Genomic DNA, 14,025 nt, shown 5'->3' on the forward strand with positions numbered 1-14,025 from the left:
CGGTCTTCGACGCATGTCGATCGTGCGTCTCAGGAGCAACTTCGGTAGCGGCGGTAGGAGCCGGCATAGCGACCGCTCACCGCGACGGTGGTATGCCCGGGGCGGGCACTGTCGAAGATGATCTTCGAGGCGCCCCAGTGCAGCCTGACGCACCCATGTGAGGCGGGATGACGTGGTACCTCGGAGTAGTAATGCAGTCCGATGCCGGCGCGCTGGAACCCACTGAAGTTCTGCAGCTTCAGTTTCGGCGTGACGCAGCTTTGGCCTCCTAGCGTGAACGAGCCGATCGGGGTGCAGCAGCTTCCGCTGCGGGTGCTGTGACCGGTATCGTTACAGCTGGTCTCGCCGCGTACCCCGGCGCCTGTGGAACAATTGATGATGCCATCGCCGGTGACACGCCGAACGATGCGTTCGGCTTCGGCAACGTTGGGGCCGGTCCAGTCCAGCGTGACCCGCTGGTCGGTCAGCGACACGTTGACCTGGCTGATATAGGTATCGGGGAAATCGTAGGGCTGTGTGCTGTCGTGCTCGCTGCGCTTCCCCCTGCATATCGTGTCCTGGTAGCACTGCACGCCTTCCGGGGCTGAGGAGATGGCGGGGGGCAAGCCCGGTGAAGGTTTCTGCAGCAGAACGGGATGTGTCGGGGCCTGGCCGGTGATGTCGACACCGGCAGGCTGGCGATCGAGGCGAGGTGCCCGGTTCTGCTGTACGACATGGGTCAGCTCGTGGGCCAGCAGATGCGGGAATTGCCCGGCGGGGATTCGGTTGGATAGGTAGATATGATGCCGACTCGCGGCCGCCAGAGCGCCAAGGTGCTGTGTGTACTGATGAGAGGCCCCGTCATTGTGGATGCGGACACCGGAAAAGTCGCGGCCGAAGAATGCCTCCATCTCCTGTCGGTACGATGTTGGCAGGGGGCGGCCACTTCCCGCAGTAGCTGGAGGGAGTGTCGCAGGCCTCCCTCGGTTGTCGATGCGCTTGGTGAGGACAGCCTCCTGCTCCTCGGGTGACCGCTCCGAACTCGGCTCGCCGACTTGCGTTTCGGCCGTCTCTTCAATGCTATCGATTCCCTTTGGCTCGGCTGGCGTCCCGCCTTGACTGTTGGCCTCCTCCTCGTCTTCCTTGAACAGCATCGTGTCGCTGGGAGGGCTTGACTGACGGATGTCAGGGACCGCTGTCTTCGGCATCGAGCCGACGGTGGCGGCCTGCGATGGCCTGTGGAAGCCCGGCGCGTCGAGAGGGGACCTGGGCGCCATTGCCGATCGATAATTCATGAAACGGTCCGCAAGGGTATCGGCTTCGGCTTCCAATTGTGCGCGTCGAGAAGGGCTCAGCGTGCCGGCCACCGGCGCGCCTTGGAGACCGTAGGGGGAGAAGGCCGAGGCTGTCTTTCGACCAGTCTCGCATTGCTCGCACCGGGATGCCTTGCTGCATGGGGCCATGAGGATTCTCCTGTTCGCCGTGGCCGCCACTCGTCTAGGGGCGCTCGAAGCTAGCGCTCGAGCCGTCGATGTCATGCGTGACCTGCTCGATATGTTCCATGACATCACCCAAGTGAGAGGACGTGTTTCTGCGAATATCGTGGTACAGGATGACAATCTTCGGTGCGGCAGGGGTTGAAACTCGCCAGTTGTTTGCTGCGATTCGCCGGATGCCTGCGGCGACTTGGGTCTTGAGATCGGCGAGTGACATTTCCCCTCGAGGATCCCCGTCGATATCCCAGAGAAGGTTGGTCAAGTTCAGGTTCTGATAGGTCTGCTCCACGGCTTCATTGGACCTGCCATATGGTGGTCTCACCAGCGTCGCCTCAACCCCCGCTTGATCAGGCGTTGCCGTTGTCTCGCGGATGAAAGACCTGGCCGTCTCCAGTTCCGATTGCAATCGTCCGGCGGCCTGGGCGGAGGGATGTGATTCGTGGTCGATTGTGCCTCCCGTATGGATACCGATCGCGTGGCCATCGGCCCGCATGCGTCTGATAAGCTGACGCCCAACGGGGGTGTTGCCGCGTAACGGTCGGCCTTCTCCGCTGAGTGCATGCGTCTGGACAAAGAAGCCTGCAGTCGCGCTCTTGTCCTGGAGCGTGTCCAGCACCTTTTCGGTGCGGTTGTTGCCACCGCCCAGGGGAGCGGCGTGTGGCCCGTCATCGAAGGTCAATGAATATACTCGGCGAGCTCCCGACGCCCCTCGGGTGTCACGGGCATTGCCATGCTCTGCTGGCGTGTCTGCCTCATCCGCCTGGTTATCCTCGTCACCCCCCTTGCGACTACCGGGCTCCGTATCTGTCTCCGGCGATGGACGACACCTTGAATCGCGGAGAAACGCCTGGTCGCTCTCGCTTCCGTAGATGGCGCCGGTGAAGGTGCCCCGGGCAACATCGAGCCGATCAATGATGCCGGGGCTGACTTCCCAGTGCTCACCGGAAGAGCGGTCTCGGACCGATCCGTGGGTGAAGTGGCCATTGGCACAAATCACGAGATCCTGGCCGCACTTGCTGCGAGCAAATCTGCCGCTGGGAATGGCCATCCAGTTACCGTCATCCTCACAGGTTCTGTTGTTCTCGCAGCGGGTATCACAGGTGAAGAGCGGCCGGTATCTCTTGCCGGTTTCCGAATGGGCATTGCGTGTGCCGTCTGCACAGGCCACGCCATTGTCGGCATCTTCGCAGGCCCACTTCGAATTGCAGGCGAGGAACTCGCAGGTTCCCTCGAACAGAATGTCGCCGTCATGGATTGCCCGTCGCTGGAGCCGGTGGGGCGCCTGCTCCGATTGCTGCACCACATGGGCCAGCTCATGGGCGATCAGCTCGCGTCCGGCCGGACGGTGCGGCGCGTACTGGCCCTGGCCGAAGACCACGTCCCGGCCGACGGTATAGGCCAGGGCGTCGACGTCCCGGGCCGAGCCGGCCGCCGCCGCATCGTGATGGATGCGCACCCGGCCGAAGTCGTGGCCGAAGCGCGGCTCGAAGAAGGCGCGGGTCGCGCCGGGCAGTGGCTCCCCCGGTCGTTGCAGGGTGCGGTGGACGCTGCGCGGGGCGGTGGCGTCCGGCGTTGCGGTCTGGGCGCCGCGGCGAGAAAGGCGGGGTGGCGTACCCCGTGTCGGCTCGGCGTGCTGCCCCTGCAGCACCCGGGCCGCCGCACGGTCCGCTTCCTGCTCCAGGGGATCGTCGCGACGGCCGATGGCCAGTCGACGCTGCAGGCCAGGCGTCGCGTCGCGCCGGCACTCCTCGCACTCGCCGGTGAGCGGCGAGGCGGCGCCGCCGCAGGCGCAGCGACGCTGGAGGAGGCCGGTCTGGACATCGGCGGTGTGGGGGGCGGGATGGTGCCTGGCGTGTCGTGTCATGATCGCTTCCTCCCGGCGAGGCCGTCGGCGATGGCGCTGCCCAGGGCCCGGCCACCGCTGGCTGGGGCCTGTCCAACGACATGGGGCTGGATTCGGAGCCGGGCCCGGTCGCCGCCTTCGACCAGGGCGTCGACCGCAGCCGGCGCGGCCAGGCGGCGCTGCAGCTCGGCCTGGAGGCCGGCAGAGATCGCCTCGGCATCGTCGGGATCGATGCCGCGCAGCACCAGCCGGTCGATATGCAGCACCAGGCGCGTCATGACCACCCCCGGGTTTCGGCGTCGGAGGGTGCCTTCTCGCGCTTGGCGGCCTCGAGGTGGGCGGCGCGCCGCAGGTGGCCCATGGTGACCGGTGTACCGGCCTCGGCGGCGAGGAAGGCGGCGGACAGCGCGATGTTGCGGATGCTGCCGCCGGCCACGTTGAGCCGCGCGAGCTTGGTGTAGTCCAGCTCGCCGAGCGGGGTGGCGCTGGGGAACACCGTGCGCCAGATGGCCTCGCGCTGGGCGGCGTCGGGGAAGGGGAAGTGCACCACGAAGCGCAGGCGGCGTTGGAAGGCGGTATCCAGGGAAGCCTTGTGGTTGGTGGTGAGGATGGCCAGGCCGCGATAGGCCTCCATGCGCTGGAGCAGGTAACTCACTTCGATGTTGGCGTAGCGGTCATGGCTGTCCTTGACCTCGCTGCGCTTGCCGAACAGGGCATCGGCCTCGTCGAACAGCAGCAGGGCGCCGATGTCCTCGGCGGCGTCGAACAGCCGGCGCAGGTTCTTCTCCGTCTCGCCGATGTACTTGCTGACCACCGAGGCGAGATCGATGCGATACAGCGCCAGCTCCAGGGCATTGGCCAGGACCTCGGCGGCCAGTGTCTTGCCGGTCCCGCTCTCGCCAGTGAACAGGGTGGCGATGCCGAGGCCGCGGCTGCTCCTGTCGGCGAAGCCCCAGTCGTGGTGCACGATGAGACGGTGGCGGGTATGCACGGCGAGCTGTTCGAGGGTGCGGCGCTGGGACTCGGGCAGCACCAGGTCGTCCCAGTTGGCACGGGCGTCGATGGGCTGGGCCAGTGCGCCGAGGCCGCCGGCGTCACCCCGGCAGAGGTGGTGCAAGCTGGGGAGGTCGTCGCCCTCCAGCCGCGTGGCGATGCGAGCGATGCGCCGTGCATCGAGGCGATAGTGCCCGGCCAGGGTCTCGATGGTGGCGTCGAGGGCCGCAGCCCGGTCGCCGAGGGCGGCGTGCCAGAGGGCGCGCTGTCCCGGCGCGTCGGTCTTGTCGACCGTGACGCCCAGGCTATCGCCGTCCAGGCGCGGTGCCTCGGGAGCGGCGACGATGACCAGGCCATCGAGTCGTGCGAGCAGATGAGGCAGGGCGTCTCGGCTCTCGTGCTCCCGATGCCGGATCAGCAGGCCGGCGCCGAGCAGGGCGGCCTCGCGCTGCCACAGCATCGCTAGCGAGTCCTGTTCATGAGGCGATTCGGGGATGGCGTCGGCATGCAGCCGGAACAGCGCGACGCCGAGACGCTCGGCCAGGTGGGCGGCCACGTCGTCCTGCCCGGCGGCGTCGTCGCCCCTGAGGATCACCGGCGGCAGCCGGCCGCGCTGCGCCTGCAGCCGCGTGACGACCTCGGCGGCAATGGTGCGGTGCGCCTCGGCCATCAGGCCGGCCGGTGGCACGGCCTCCAGCAGTGGCGCCAGGCGGTGGTCGAGATAGTTCAGTCCGCCAATGAAATGCAGCACGCGCTCGTCCAGCCTGAGCCGGCCGCCGGTCAGGCCGAGGCTGTCGTCGACCTCGATCAGGCGCCAGCGGCGCAGCGCCTCCACCGGGGCGATGGCGCTCCAGTGGGGATCGGGCAGCGTGTCGAGGGCGAGGCCGAACGTGGCCCAGGGAGCGTGCGCTTGCCCCAGGGCCCGGGCACAGAGGGCGGTGAGCCGGGTGTCCATCTCCACGCCGGCGGTGAGCAGCAGCACGTCGCGCTCGAAGCCGCTCAGCGCGAACAGCTGCGTCAGGGTATCGATGGCGGCGGTGGCAGGCATGCGCGCGGAGGCGGCCTCGACCTCGCGTCGGGCTTCGCTCGGGTCGCCCTCGCCGAGCAGCGCGCCCAGGCGAGCGAACTCGGCTACCAGCAGCTGCTGGTTGGCGGTGGTCCAGTCGAGGTCCAGCGGCGCGTTCATGAGATGGTCACCCGGACATCGAGGAAGGTCGGCGGCGTGGTGCTGCGGTCCGCCACCGGGCTGTCGATGCCGTCGATGCGCAGCCGCGCCAGCGGGGCACCGGCGTCTGCGTCGCTAGCGATGAAGTCGAGCGTCGCGAGGGGGGCGACGAAGCCCTCGGGACTGATCTCCTCGTGACCGAGCAGTAGCGACACCGACTGGCCGGGGCGCAGCTCGGGGGTGAAGGTCAGGGTGATTGCGGCATCGCCGTTGCCATCGCGCGCCACCGCCTGCGGCAGGTTGGTGATGTGAGGGGCCAGCGTCAGGGCGAGCCGGTTGGTTTCGCGCGGCAGGCTCTCGCCCGGTCGCACGAGCCGGGCGCTCACGTCGTAGACCCCGACGGGGAAGTCGGCCGCGCGCGCCGCGGGCAGGGTGAAGGTGAGGCGCGACGCGTCACTCGTCCCGGTTGCCGCGAGCAGCTCGTCGATGCGGAAGCGGTCGTTGCGCAGGCGCACCTCGCGCGCCGCGCCGTCGAGATGATGGCCCTCGAGCGTCACGGTCTCGTCCATCCGTGCGACCGGCTGGTTGTCCGCGGGGCGCACCGCCTCGAGCGTGGGCAACGGCGGTAGCAGGTCGGGACTGACCACCACGCCCCTTTCCCGGCCGGAGAGCGGGTCGATCTCGCCCCGGGTGAGCACCGGCAGCGTCGGCCGGGTCGGCCGCGTCGCCTCGATCAGCACCACCGAGACCTGGTAGGCCGCGGTGGGCCGGAAGTGCGACTGGGTGGCCGTCCACAGCTTGGAGATCTCCTCGGTATCGAGAAACTCCGGGGTGATGCGCAGTTGCTCGACCTGGTCGGCCAGGCCGCAGTCGGCCAGCGAGCGCAGCGCCGGCGGCAGATCCAGCCCCACGTCCGGCGAGGGGACCAGGGCGGTGCGGATCATCTCGCGGGTGATCACCGGGAACTCGTGCATCAGCTGCATGGCATGGCCCAGCAGGATCTCGCCATGCAGATCGCCGCCGCTGTAGGCCGAGATCAGGTAGTGCAGGTCGAGGGACAGCGGGGGATTGCCGAGCCGCTGCCGGCCGCCGGGCTCGTGGGCGGGCAGGCCCTGATCATGCCAGCCCGTATTGGGGCTGACCCGGTAGAGGAAGAGGTTGAGCTGACTGGCCTCGGAGCCACCCTCTGGCACGACCCGGTCCGGGGGCAGCACGCTGACCGTCACCGTACTGCCGAGTACGCCGCTGATGTTGTGGTTGACCAGGCCATCGTTGAGCCGGTCGCGGAGCACGGCGGTCACGCCGGCGATCGCCAGGGCGTTGCTCATGAGTGCTCCTCCCGACGCCTGGCCAGATAGTCGTCCAGCGACATCAGGCCCGCGTCGCTGCGTGCTGCCGCTGGCTTCCTGTTGACGCTCGGCGCGGACGATGCCGCTGTCACCTCGATGCGCCCGATATGCACGTGTACCTCGGCGGGGCCGCTATCCGCGGACATCGGCGTGGGCGTCGCCGATTCTGGCCTGGCCGTGGGCGGCGAGGGCTCCCGGCGCGGCTCGGTGGGCGGCAACAGGGCCGCGGGGGACGCGAGGTCTTCGGGCGAGCCGCCAGCGGAGGAAATGGCAAGCGGCGTCAGGGTATGCGGGAGAGGCGAACTCGGTGCGGCCGGTGGCTCGACGGGGGAGGCCTGGCGGGCCGGCACACGGGCGCGGAGGCGCGGCTCGGAGGCGACCGTCGGGGCGGCAGGCCGTGTTGCGGTCGACCATGAGCCGGTGGAGGGCGTCTCGACGGCCCCTTGGGGGTGGACTGCCGACGGTGATGCGGTTTCGGTCTCGGTGGGCGCGGTGACGGTCTGCGGCGGCAGTGGTCCCTCGACATCGGGAGCCTTTCTCGCCTCGACCTCGGGCGCGGCCCCGGGAGATGCGGCGTCCTGCCGCGTCGCGGGCGCGAGTCGCCGCTCGGGTTCGGCGGAGGCCCGTGGCTCGCTCGCCGGAGTCGCCAGCGGGGACGGGGCGCTCGCCGGCGGCTCCGGCCGGGGAGCGGGTGCCGGCTGATAGGGCAGGCGCGTCGGCGCATGGACCCGCAGGGCGGCCGGGGCACGGGCCTGCCGGGCGAGTCGTCGGAACAGGCCGCTCATGCCTGCAGCCTCTCGAGGTAGGCCGCGCGGCGGGTATCGCTCAGCGCGAGGATCTGGGGTTCGCTCCAGCCGTAGGCCCGGGCCAGGACATGGATATCATCGAGCAACGCCCGGGCCCGGCCGTCGAGCTCCTCCCACAGGTAGTCGGCGATATCGAAGCTGGCGGTGTCCCCCTGACCGCAGGCGGGACAGCGGAACGCCAGCGACAGCTCGGCCCAGGGGTCCTGGGTCTCCAGGGCGGCCTCGGCCGCCTCGATCAACCGGACGAGGGCGGTCTCGTCCTCGGGCAGCGGCGCGTCGGAGGCGAGGCAGTCGCGCAGCAGCTGCACGGCCGCCTGCCGTTCGTCGTCGAGGGGCACCAGGCGTGCGAGGTGGCGACTGGTGGGGCGCGTCAGTCGCTGGCCGGCCACCTCGAGGGGCCCGGTGGGCTCGGCCGACGAGGTCGGGGGCAGCTGCGAGGCATCGAGGGTGAATTCCAGCCGCTCGCCGCAGGCCGGGCAGTCGAGCCAGACCTCCAGGCGGTCGCCGAAGGCGGTGCAGCGCAAGGCGAACAGCGACGCGTTGCGGTTGCCGAGAGGTTCATCGGCGAGTCGCTCGGGGGGCAGGTCTGGCGCCGCCAGGGCATGGAGCAACAGGGCGCGGTCGATGGGATGCCGTCGCCGCCCGTGCTCCCAGGCCCACAACAGGCGCTCCGGGGTCAGGGCCATCATCAGGCCGGCTCGTTGAAGCTCGGTTCGCTGGGTTCGGTCACCTCGTAGTCGCGCTCCCAGCCCTCGTTCTCGAGCTTGAGGGTCTGGATGGCGACGGCGTTGGCGTTGGCGTCCAGGTCGGGCAGGGCCTGGTATTCCGAGACCCAGCAGCGGAACACCTTGTAGGCGAGCGCCAGCTGGCCGGCCTCGTTGTAGACCTCGATGATCAGGTCCTTGCGGAAGTCCTTGAGCGACACCTCCGCGCCCAGCCCCGCACCGAAGTTCCACACCTTGTTGGCCCATTGTTCGAACTCGGTGTCGTGGGTGACGCCGCGCTCCAGGGTGATGGCCTCGTACTTGGTGCGCCCCGGCGACTTGCGCGAGGTGGAAGGGTCGCCCCCTTCGCGATGCTCGACCAGTTCGGTACTGCGCTTGAGCGCCCCGACCTTGCTGATGCCCGCCACGTAGCGGCCTTCCCACTTCACGCGAAACTTGAAGTTCTTGTACGGATCGAAGCGCTGGGCGTTGACGCTGAACTGTGCCATGGGAGTGCCTCCTTACACTTCGAGTTGACCGGCCATCTGCTGAATCTTGATGACCACGAATTCGGCGGGCTTGAGCGGCGCGAAGCCGACGAGGATATTCACGACGCCCCGGTCGATGTCGTTCTGGGTGGTGGTCTCGGCATCGCACTTGACGAAGTAGGCCTCGCGGGGGCTGGCGCCCTGGAAGGCGCCCTGACGGAACAACGTCTGCATGAAGGCGCCGAGATTGAGGCGGATCTGTGCCCACAGGGGCTCGTCATTGGGCTCGAACACCACCCACTGGCTACCGCGGTAGAGACTCTCCTCGAGGAACAGCACCAGGCGACGCACGGGGATGTACTTGTACTCGTCGGCCTGGGCATCGGCGCCGCGCAGGGTGCGGGCGCCCCAGATGACCCTGCCGTAGACGGGAAAACTGCGCAGCGCATTGATGCCGCTCGGGTTGAGGGTGCCGTTCTCGATGTCGTTCATCGGCGCACTCAGGCCGGCGGTACCGTTGAGGGTGGCGTCGGTACCCGCGGGCGCCTTCCAGACGCCGCGTGTGGCATCGGTACGGGCACAGACGCCGGCTATGGCACCGGAGGGCGCCATGGCCCGCTGGCGGAAGGCATCGAGCGGGTCGGCGGCGACGATGGCGGGGAAATACACCGCCGCATTGCGCGACTGGGTCACGGCGTTGGCCCAGGCGGCGATATCGGTCAGGTTGCGGCCGGCCACCGCATCGACGATGTAGAAGGCGCGCTCCTCCTCGCATAGGGCGACCGCCGCCTGGATGACCGGGTCGGCCTGGGCCTCGGGCAGGTCACGCGTCTCGGGGATGCACAGGAGATTGAACAGGTCCACGTCGCGCAGCGCGTAGATGCCGCGCTTGGTGGAGGGGCTGCCGATCAGTTCGGTCGCGCCCCCCTTGCTGCCGTCGGCGCCCGGTGTGGACGGTACGACGTCGGCGACCTCGTCGGGGCGGTGCTCGGCGGCGCCGGTGAATTCGCGCCCGCCGTTGGCCAGGCCGAAGCCGATGGTCGCCGCCAGTCCGCCGAAGGCGCCGTTCGCCGCCACCACCGTCGACGAGGCTCCCGTGGCCAGGGAGGCGAGGCGCAGGCTCCCCGTGCCGCTGGTGTCGCCGTCGAGGCCCGACTCCTCGGCCAGCAGTCGGGACGCGAGGCCGGCGTCGTTGATCGCCGTGTTCAGGGCCGAGACGAGCCCGCTCATGTCGCCCGGGGTGGCGGGCAGCGTGAGCGAGAACGCCGTGTCGCCGTCCACCGTGCCGGCGATGACGTTGTCGCTGACGGTGAACGGGAAGGCGATCGCCTGGCTCACCGCGATGCCCTGGTTGGCATACACCAGACCACCGGTTTCGCTGACGCGAACGAGCTGCGAGGCGTGATTGATCACCGAGGCGACGTAGTCGGCCGACTGGGGATTCAGGTTGAGGTTGCGATGGGTCTCGAGCGGCACCAGCTGTGAGCCGCTCCCCGAGGCGACGAGCTGCGAGACGATGAGGTTGAAGTCGGCATCCGGATTGCGCGTGCCGGTGTGCGTGACCTCCAGGCGCAGTGCATTGGCCCAGGCGCCGGGGCTCGCCGCTGCCACCTCGAGCACGGTGCCGCTGCCATCGGCGAGTTGCCAGCGTGCCGGTGCATGCCCGCTCGCCACCCGCACCACATAGGCCTCGGTACCGCCGTTGGAGAAGAACTGGCGCACCGCGTAAGACACCGGGCTGTCGCGGTGCAGGCCGCCGTGGCGGCGCTCGAAGTCGGCGAAACTGGTGATGTGCTGTGCCAGGTCGGGCGTGCCCTTGGCGGTAAAGCCGACGAAGGCGGCGATGGAAGTGGCGACGCCGTTGATGGTGCGTACTCCACTGGAGAGCTCTTCGATATAGACGCCGGGATACGTCAGGGAAGATGGCATGGCACGAATCCTCTTCAGGGCAGTGCGTGGCGGGATTTACAACTGGTTACCCCGGCGCCGTAGTCTGAAAACGGTACCGATCTCATGCTGTGTCGTTTACTTTTCTCAACTTAGTCCGGGGTGTCCCGGTTTGCCATGATGCCGGAAAGGAATTTGCCTGGCCGGCCCATGAGGCGACCGGTTGGCATCGGGTGATATTAGAGAAAGTCCAATAAGAACAGGTTCATAGGTGGGTGGATCGACTGCGAAGAGGGTTGGAGGCTGCGCTGAAGTCGGAGCATTATTATTTTATGAGTAAATGCATATAAACAACTTGCCTTTATTAGAATATTTTTGACTTATTGAGAGGAGGGGGGGAATTATGCAAAGGAAAGGAAGGTTGCTGGAACGGGTTTTTGCCCATAAGGCGTCAAAAAGTCATGGTATCTTGGGGTGTCTTGGTTTACCGGATATGGGGGCGAGGTGGGTTCATCCATTGCGGTTCCGTTCGTCTAGTGAGCCCTTTTTCGGTCGGGAAGGCGCCGGCTAAGGAGGGCTTTGCGGACGGAAGAAGGCGCGGTGATTGCTCGAGAGATCGCCTGTGATCCCTGCTGCCCTTGGTGGTCGCCATGCCGTGGGCGTACTGACCGGCGAGGCCCCGTCAACGTCACCGGGGCCATGGGAAGCACGACGGCTGCGCTGGAGTGAGCAAGGCACTAGCAGCCATGCGCTGCCCAGGCGAGATACCCCGACCCTGCCGGGTTGCCTGGAGCAGGTGTGCCGTAAGATGGCCACGGCGTGAGGACTTTCGTTCTTGCCGCGGACCGGTCATGAATTTGCCTGCCGCTGCGCTGTCGAGCGCAGAACTAGACTGAGAGTGGGCTCTGGCGTGTCCGTGTTGTCGGTAGTGTCGACCGGGCCAACCAGGTGGCGCTGGGCAGCATGCGGGGGCTGGGCCAGGTGTACTGGCATCGGGGATCCGTACGCCTGTGAGGTCGAAGGCCTGCATTGTCCACGGGTGGCAGGTTGGGTGAAGCGAGGGACCGAGATGAAGGTCGATCCGCGGCACAGGCGTCAGGCGCTGCTGGGGGGGCTGGCACTGCTGGGCCTGGTGGCACTGGGGCTCTGGGTCTACCAGTCCGGGTGGCTCGCCCCCGTCCGCCTGGAGCAGCTGGGCCTGAGGCTGGGCCCCTGGGGACCCCCGGTGCTGGCGGGCGTGATGGCGCTCACGGTGGTGGTGGGGCCGATTCCCACCATGGTGGTCAGCGTGGCGGCGGGGATGATCTATGATCCGCTGCTGGCCTTCCTGCTCAGCATGGCCGGAGCCCTGCTGGGGGCCGGCCTGAGCTTCTGGATCGCCCGGCTGGTGGGGCGACCGGTCATAGAGCGCTTCTTCCATGGTCACGTCGCCCTGTTCCCCGAATGCCCCCAGCGCCTGCTCTTCGGCATGGTGCTACTGGCGCGGCTGATTCCCGTGATGTCCTTCGCCCTGGTCAGCTACGCGGCGGGACTGACCGCGCTGACGACCGGTCGCTTCCTGGTGGCGACGGCGCTGGGCATGTTCCCCATGACCCTGATCTATGTGCTGGCGGGGAAGGGCATCGCCATCGACGATAGCCGTGCCATGATCGTTGGCGTGGGGGTCCTCTGCCTGTTGCTCGCCCTGTCGAAGTCGATCGATGCCGGCTGGATACCCTTGCCGAAGCGTTGGCGGGCGTTCGTCGACCACTTCAGGCATCCCCCCTAGGGCTGGCAGCCCAGGCGTCCGCCCCGCGCTCAGCGCGGTTCCTGGCGATAGACGCCGAAGTGTTCCAGGCCGCGGTCGGCCAGGTGCAGCGCCTGCATGCGGCTCATCACGCCCTGGTCGCAGAACAGCAGGTAGTGCCGGTCTCGGGGCAGGGTCGGGGCGCGGTCCTGCAGTTCGTAGAAGGGAATCTCCAGCAGCGGCACCTCGCTGACCTCCAGCGGTGCGGCCTCCTGCTGCGCCGGCGCGCGGATGTCGATCACGCAGGGGGCATGCATCGCCGAGAGTGCCTGCGGCGAGTCCACCGTCAGCACCTCGCCGGGCGTGCTGGCGGGGTCTCCGAGCCGGTCGCTGCGGGTGGTGACGGCGGCCTCCAGGGCGGCATCCAGCACCGAGAAGTCGAAGTCGGCCTCGGCGGCTTCGAGCCGCTCGGCGTCGGTCCTGATATGCGGTCGCCGCGAAATCACCCCGCAATATTCCGGCATGGTCTCGGCGAAGCGGGCGGTATCGAGGTCCCGTGCCTGGTCGATGATGGCCTGCTTGTCCTCGGTGAGCAGCGGGCGAAGGATGGGCACCGGGCTGGCGGCATCGATCTGGCCGAGGTTGGTGAGCGTCTGGCTCGACACCTGGGCGATGGCGTCCCCCGTGACCAGCGCCGGGATCCTCGCCCGCTGGGCGACCCGGCCGGCGGCACGGACCATCATGCGTTTCAGGACGACCCCCATCAGCCCGTCGGGCACGCTGCGCAGGATCTCCCCGACCACGCCCTCGAAGGGCACCGAGAGGAAACGGACCCGGTGCGAGGCCCCGTATCGTGCCCACAGATGGTGGGTGACCTCGCGGACCCCGGCCTCGTGAGCCGGGCCGCCCAGGTTGAAGAAGATGAAGTGCGTCTTCACCCCCCGGCGCATCATGCGCCACGCGGCCACCGGCGAGTCGAAGCCCCCCGACATCAGCGCCAGGGCCTGGCCCTGAACGCCCAGCGGATAGCCGCCCAGGCCGGGCCAGCGGGCACGGATGACCTGGACGCGATCATCGGTGAGTTCCACCGGCACCACCACCTCCGGATGGCCAAGATCGACCCTGGCGGAGGGCGCCGCGCGGAGCAGGGCGCCGCCGAGGTGGCGCTCGATGTCTTCCGAGGTGAACTCATGACGCCCGCGGCGCTTGGTCTTGACGCGAAAGCGACGACCCTCGATGAGCGGGCCCCAGAGGGGGACGAGGCGCTCGGCGATATCGTCCAGGGAGACGAAGGGCACATCCTCCGCCGCCAGGATCTCCTGGATGCCGGGAATGCGGGCCAGGTCGTCCTCGATGGTCGCGGTGAGGTCATGGCTCAGCCCGGCGGGCAGTCGCACGCGAAGCGAGTCCCATTGGTCGCGAACCCTTATGCGCTCGTCATGGCGGCGCAGGATGGTGCGGATATTGCCGGTCAGGCAGCGGGTCATCTGCCGCCGGGCCGAGCGGGACTTGATGGTGATCTCGGGGTGCAGCTTGATCAGGTAGGACATGCGGCGAGGCGTGGAAAAAGTGTCGTGCCATTCTATCAG

General features: G+C 68.1%; 10 protein-coding genes. 1 reads left to right on the top strand and 9 read right to left on the bottom strand.

Translation table 11 applies throughout. The annotated features are described in order from the left end of the window. Positions 1-29: 29 nt before the first annotated feature. From QWY76_RS09805 to QWY76_RS09840, 8 genes are all read right to left on the bottom strand, one after another. Positions 30-1,346, bottom strand: a complete 1,317-nt coding sequence (locus tag QWY76_RS09805; RefSeq protein WP_290310997.1) for an eCIS core domain-containing protein — start codon at positions 1,344-1,346, stop codon at positions 30-32. A gap of 130 nt (positions 1,347-1,476) precedes the next feature. Then, the gene (locus QWY76_RS09810) at positions 1,477-3,339 is read right to left on the bottom strand and encodes an eCIS core domain-containing protein (protein ID WP_290310998.1); all 1,863 of its coding nucleotides are present in this window, start codon (positions 3,337-3,339) and stop codon (positions 1,477-1,479) included. Continuing rightward, positions 3,336-3,596 carry a hypothetical protein gene (locus QWY76_RS09815; protein WP_290311000.1) on the bottom strand — a complete coding sequence of 87 codons (261 nt, stop codon included), beginning with the start codon at positions 3,594-3,596 and terminating at the stop codon, positions 3,336-3,338. The genes QWY76_RS09810 and QWY76_RS09815 overlap by 4 nt, the downstream gene beginning before the upstream one ends. Beyond that, positions 3,593-5,497: an ATP-binding protein gene (locus QWY76_RS09820; protein WP_290311001.1), complete on the bottom strand. Its 1,905-nt coding sequence runs from the start codon at positions 5,495-5,497 to the stop codon at positions 3,593-3,595. The genes QWY76_RS09815 and QWY76_RS09820 overlap by 4 nt, the downstream gene beginning before the upstream one ends. Next, the gene (locus tag QWY76_RS09825; RefSeq protein WP_290311002.1) at positions 5,494-6,804 is read right to left on the bottom strand and encodes a Pvc16 family protein; all 1,311 of its coding nucleotides are present in this window, start codon (positions 6,802-6,804) and stop codon (positions 5,494-5,496) included. Before QWY76_RS09825 ends, QWY76_RS09820 begins: the two co-directional genes overlap by 4 nt. An 802-nt stretch (positions 6,805-7,606) precedes the next feature. Further along, positions 7,607-8,320, bottom strand: coding sequence for a hypothetical protein (locus tag QWY76_RS09830; RefSeq protein WP_290311003.1), 714 nt, complete (start codon positions 8,318-8,320; stop codon positions 7,607-7,609). Further along, a complete protein-coding gene (locus QWY76_RS09835; RefSeq protein ID WP_290311005.1) occupies positions 8,320-8,844 on the bottom strand; it encodes a phage tail protein in 525 nt (174 codons plus the stop codon). Before QWY76_RS09835 ends, QWY76_RS09830 begins: the two co-directional genes overlap by 1 nt. Before the next feature lie 12 nt (positions 8,845-8,856). After that, positions 8,857-10,752 carry a phage tail sheath family protein gene (locus QWY76_RS09840; protein ID WP_290311006.1) on the bottom strand — a complete coding sequence of 632 codons (1,896 nt, stop codon included), beginning with the start codon at positions 10,750-10,752 and terminating at the stop codon, positions 8,857-8,859. Positions 10,753-11,779: 1,027 nt separating this feature from the next. Here QWY76_RS09840 and QWY76_RS09845 point away from each other — a divergent pair. After that, complete coding sequence (locus tag QWY76_RS09845; RefSeq protein WP_290311007.1) at positions 11,780-12,478, top strand: TVP38/TMEM64 family protein; 699 nt, start codon at positions 11,780-11,782, stop codon at positions 12,476-12,478. A gap of 29 nt (positions 12,479-12,507) precedes the next feature. Here QWY76_RS09845 and thiI read toward each other — a convergent pair whose 3' ends face one another. Then, positions 12,508-13,986, bottom strand: coding sequence for a tRNA uracil 4-sulfurtransferase ThiI (gene thiI, locus QWY76_RS09850; RefSeq protein WP_290311008.1), 1,479 nt, complete (start codon positions 13,984-13,986; stop codon positions 12,508-12,510). Between the last annotated feature and the right edge of the window lie 39 nt (positions 13,987-14,025).

Source organism: Halomonas maura, assembly GCF_030409305.1.
GTDB classification, from domain to species: Bacteria; Pseudomonadota; Gammaproteobacteria; order Pseudomonadales; family Halomonadaceae; genus Halomonas; species Halomonas maura.

Bases quoted from the DNA above. Each gene is read 5' to 3' on its own strand.
- QWY76_RS09845 (WP_290311007.1), top strand. From the start codon at position 11,780: ATGAAGGTCGATCCGCGGCACAGGCGTCAGGCGCTGCTGGGGGGGCTG.
- QWY76_RS09820 (WP_290311001.1), bottom strand. From the start codon at position 5,497: ATGAACGCGCCGCTGGACCTCGACTGGACCACCGCCAACCAGCAGCTG.
- QWY76_RS09825 (WP_290311002.1), bottom strand. From the start codon at position 6,804: ATGAGCAACGCCCTGGCGATCGCCGGCGTGACCGCCGTGCTCCGCGAC.
- QWY76_RS09810 (WP_290310998.1), bottom strand. From the start codon at position 3,339: ATGACACGACACGCCAGGCACCATCCCGCCCCCCACACCGCCGATGTC.
- QWY76_RS09815 (WP_290311000.1), bottom strand. From the start codon at position 3,596: ATGACGCGCCTGGTGCTGCATATCGACCGGCTGGTGCTGCGCGGCATC.
- QWY76_RS09830 (WP_290311003.1), bottom strand. From the start codon at position 8,320: ATGATGGCCCTGACCCCGGAGCGCCTGTTGTGGGCCTGGGAGCACGGG.
- thiI (WP_290311008.1), bottom strand. From the start codon at position 13,986: ATGTCCTACCTGATCAAGCTGCACCCCGAGATCACCATCAAGTCCCGC.
- QWY76_RS09840 (WP_290311006.1), bottom strand. From the start codon at position 10,752: ATGCCATCTTCCCTGACGTATCCCGGCGTCTATATCGAAGAGCTCTCC.
- QWY76_RS09835 (WP_290311005.1), bottom strand. From the start codon at position 8,844: ATGGCACAGTTCAGCGTCAACGCCCAGCGCTTCGATCCGTACAAGAAC.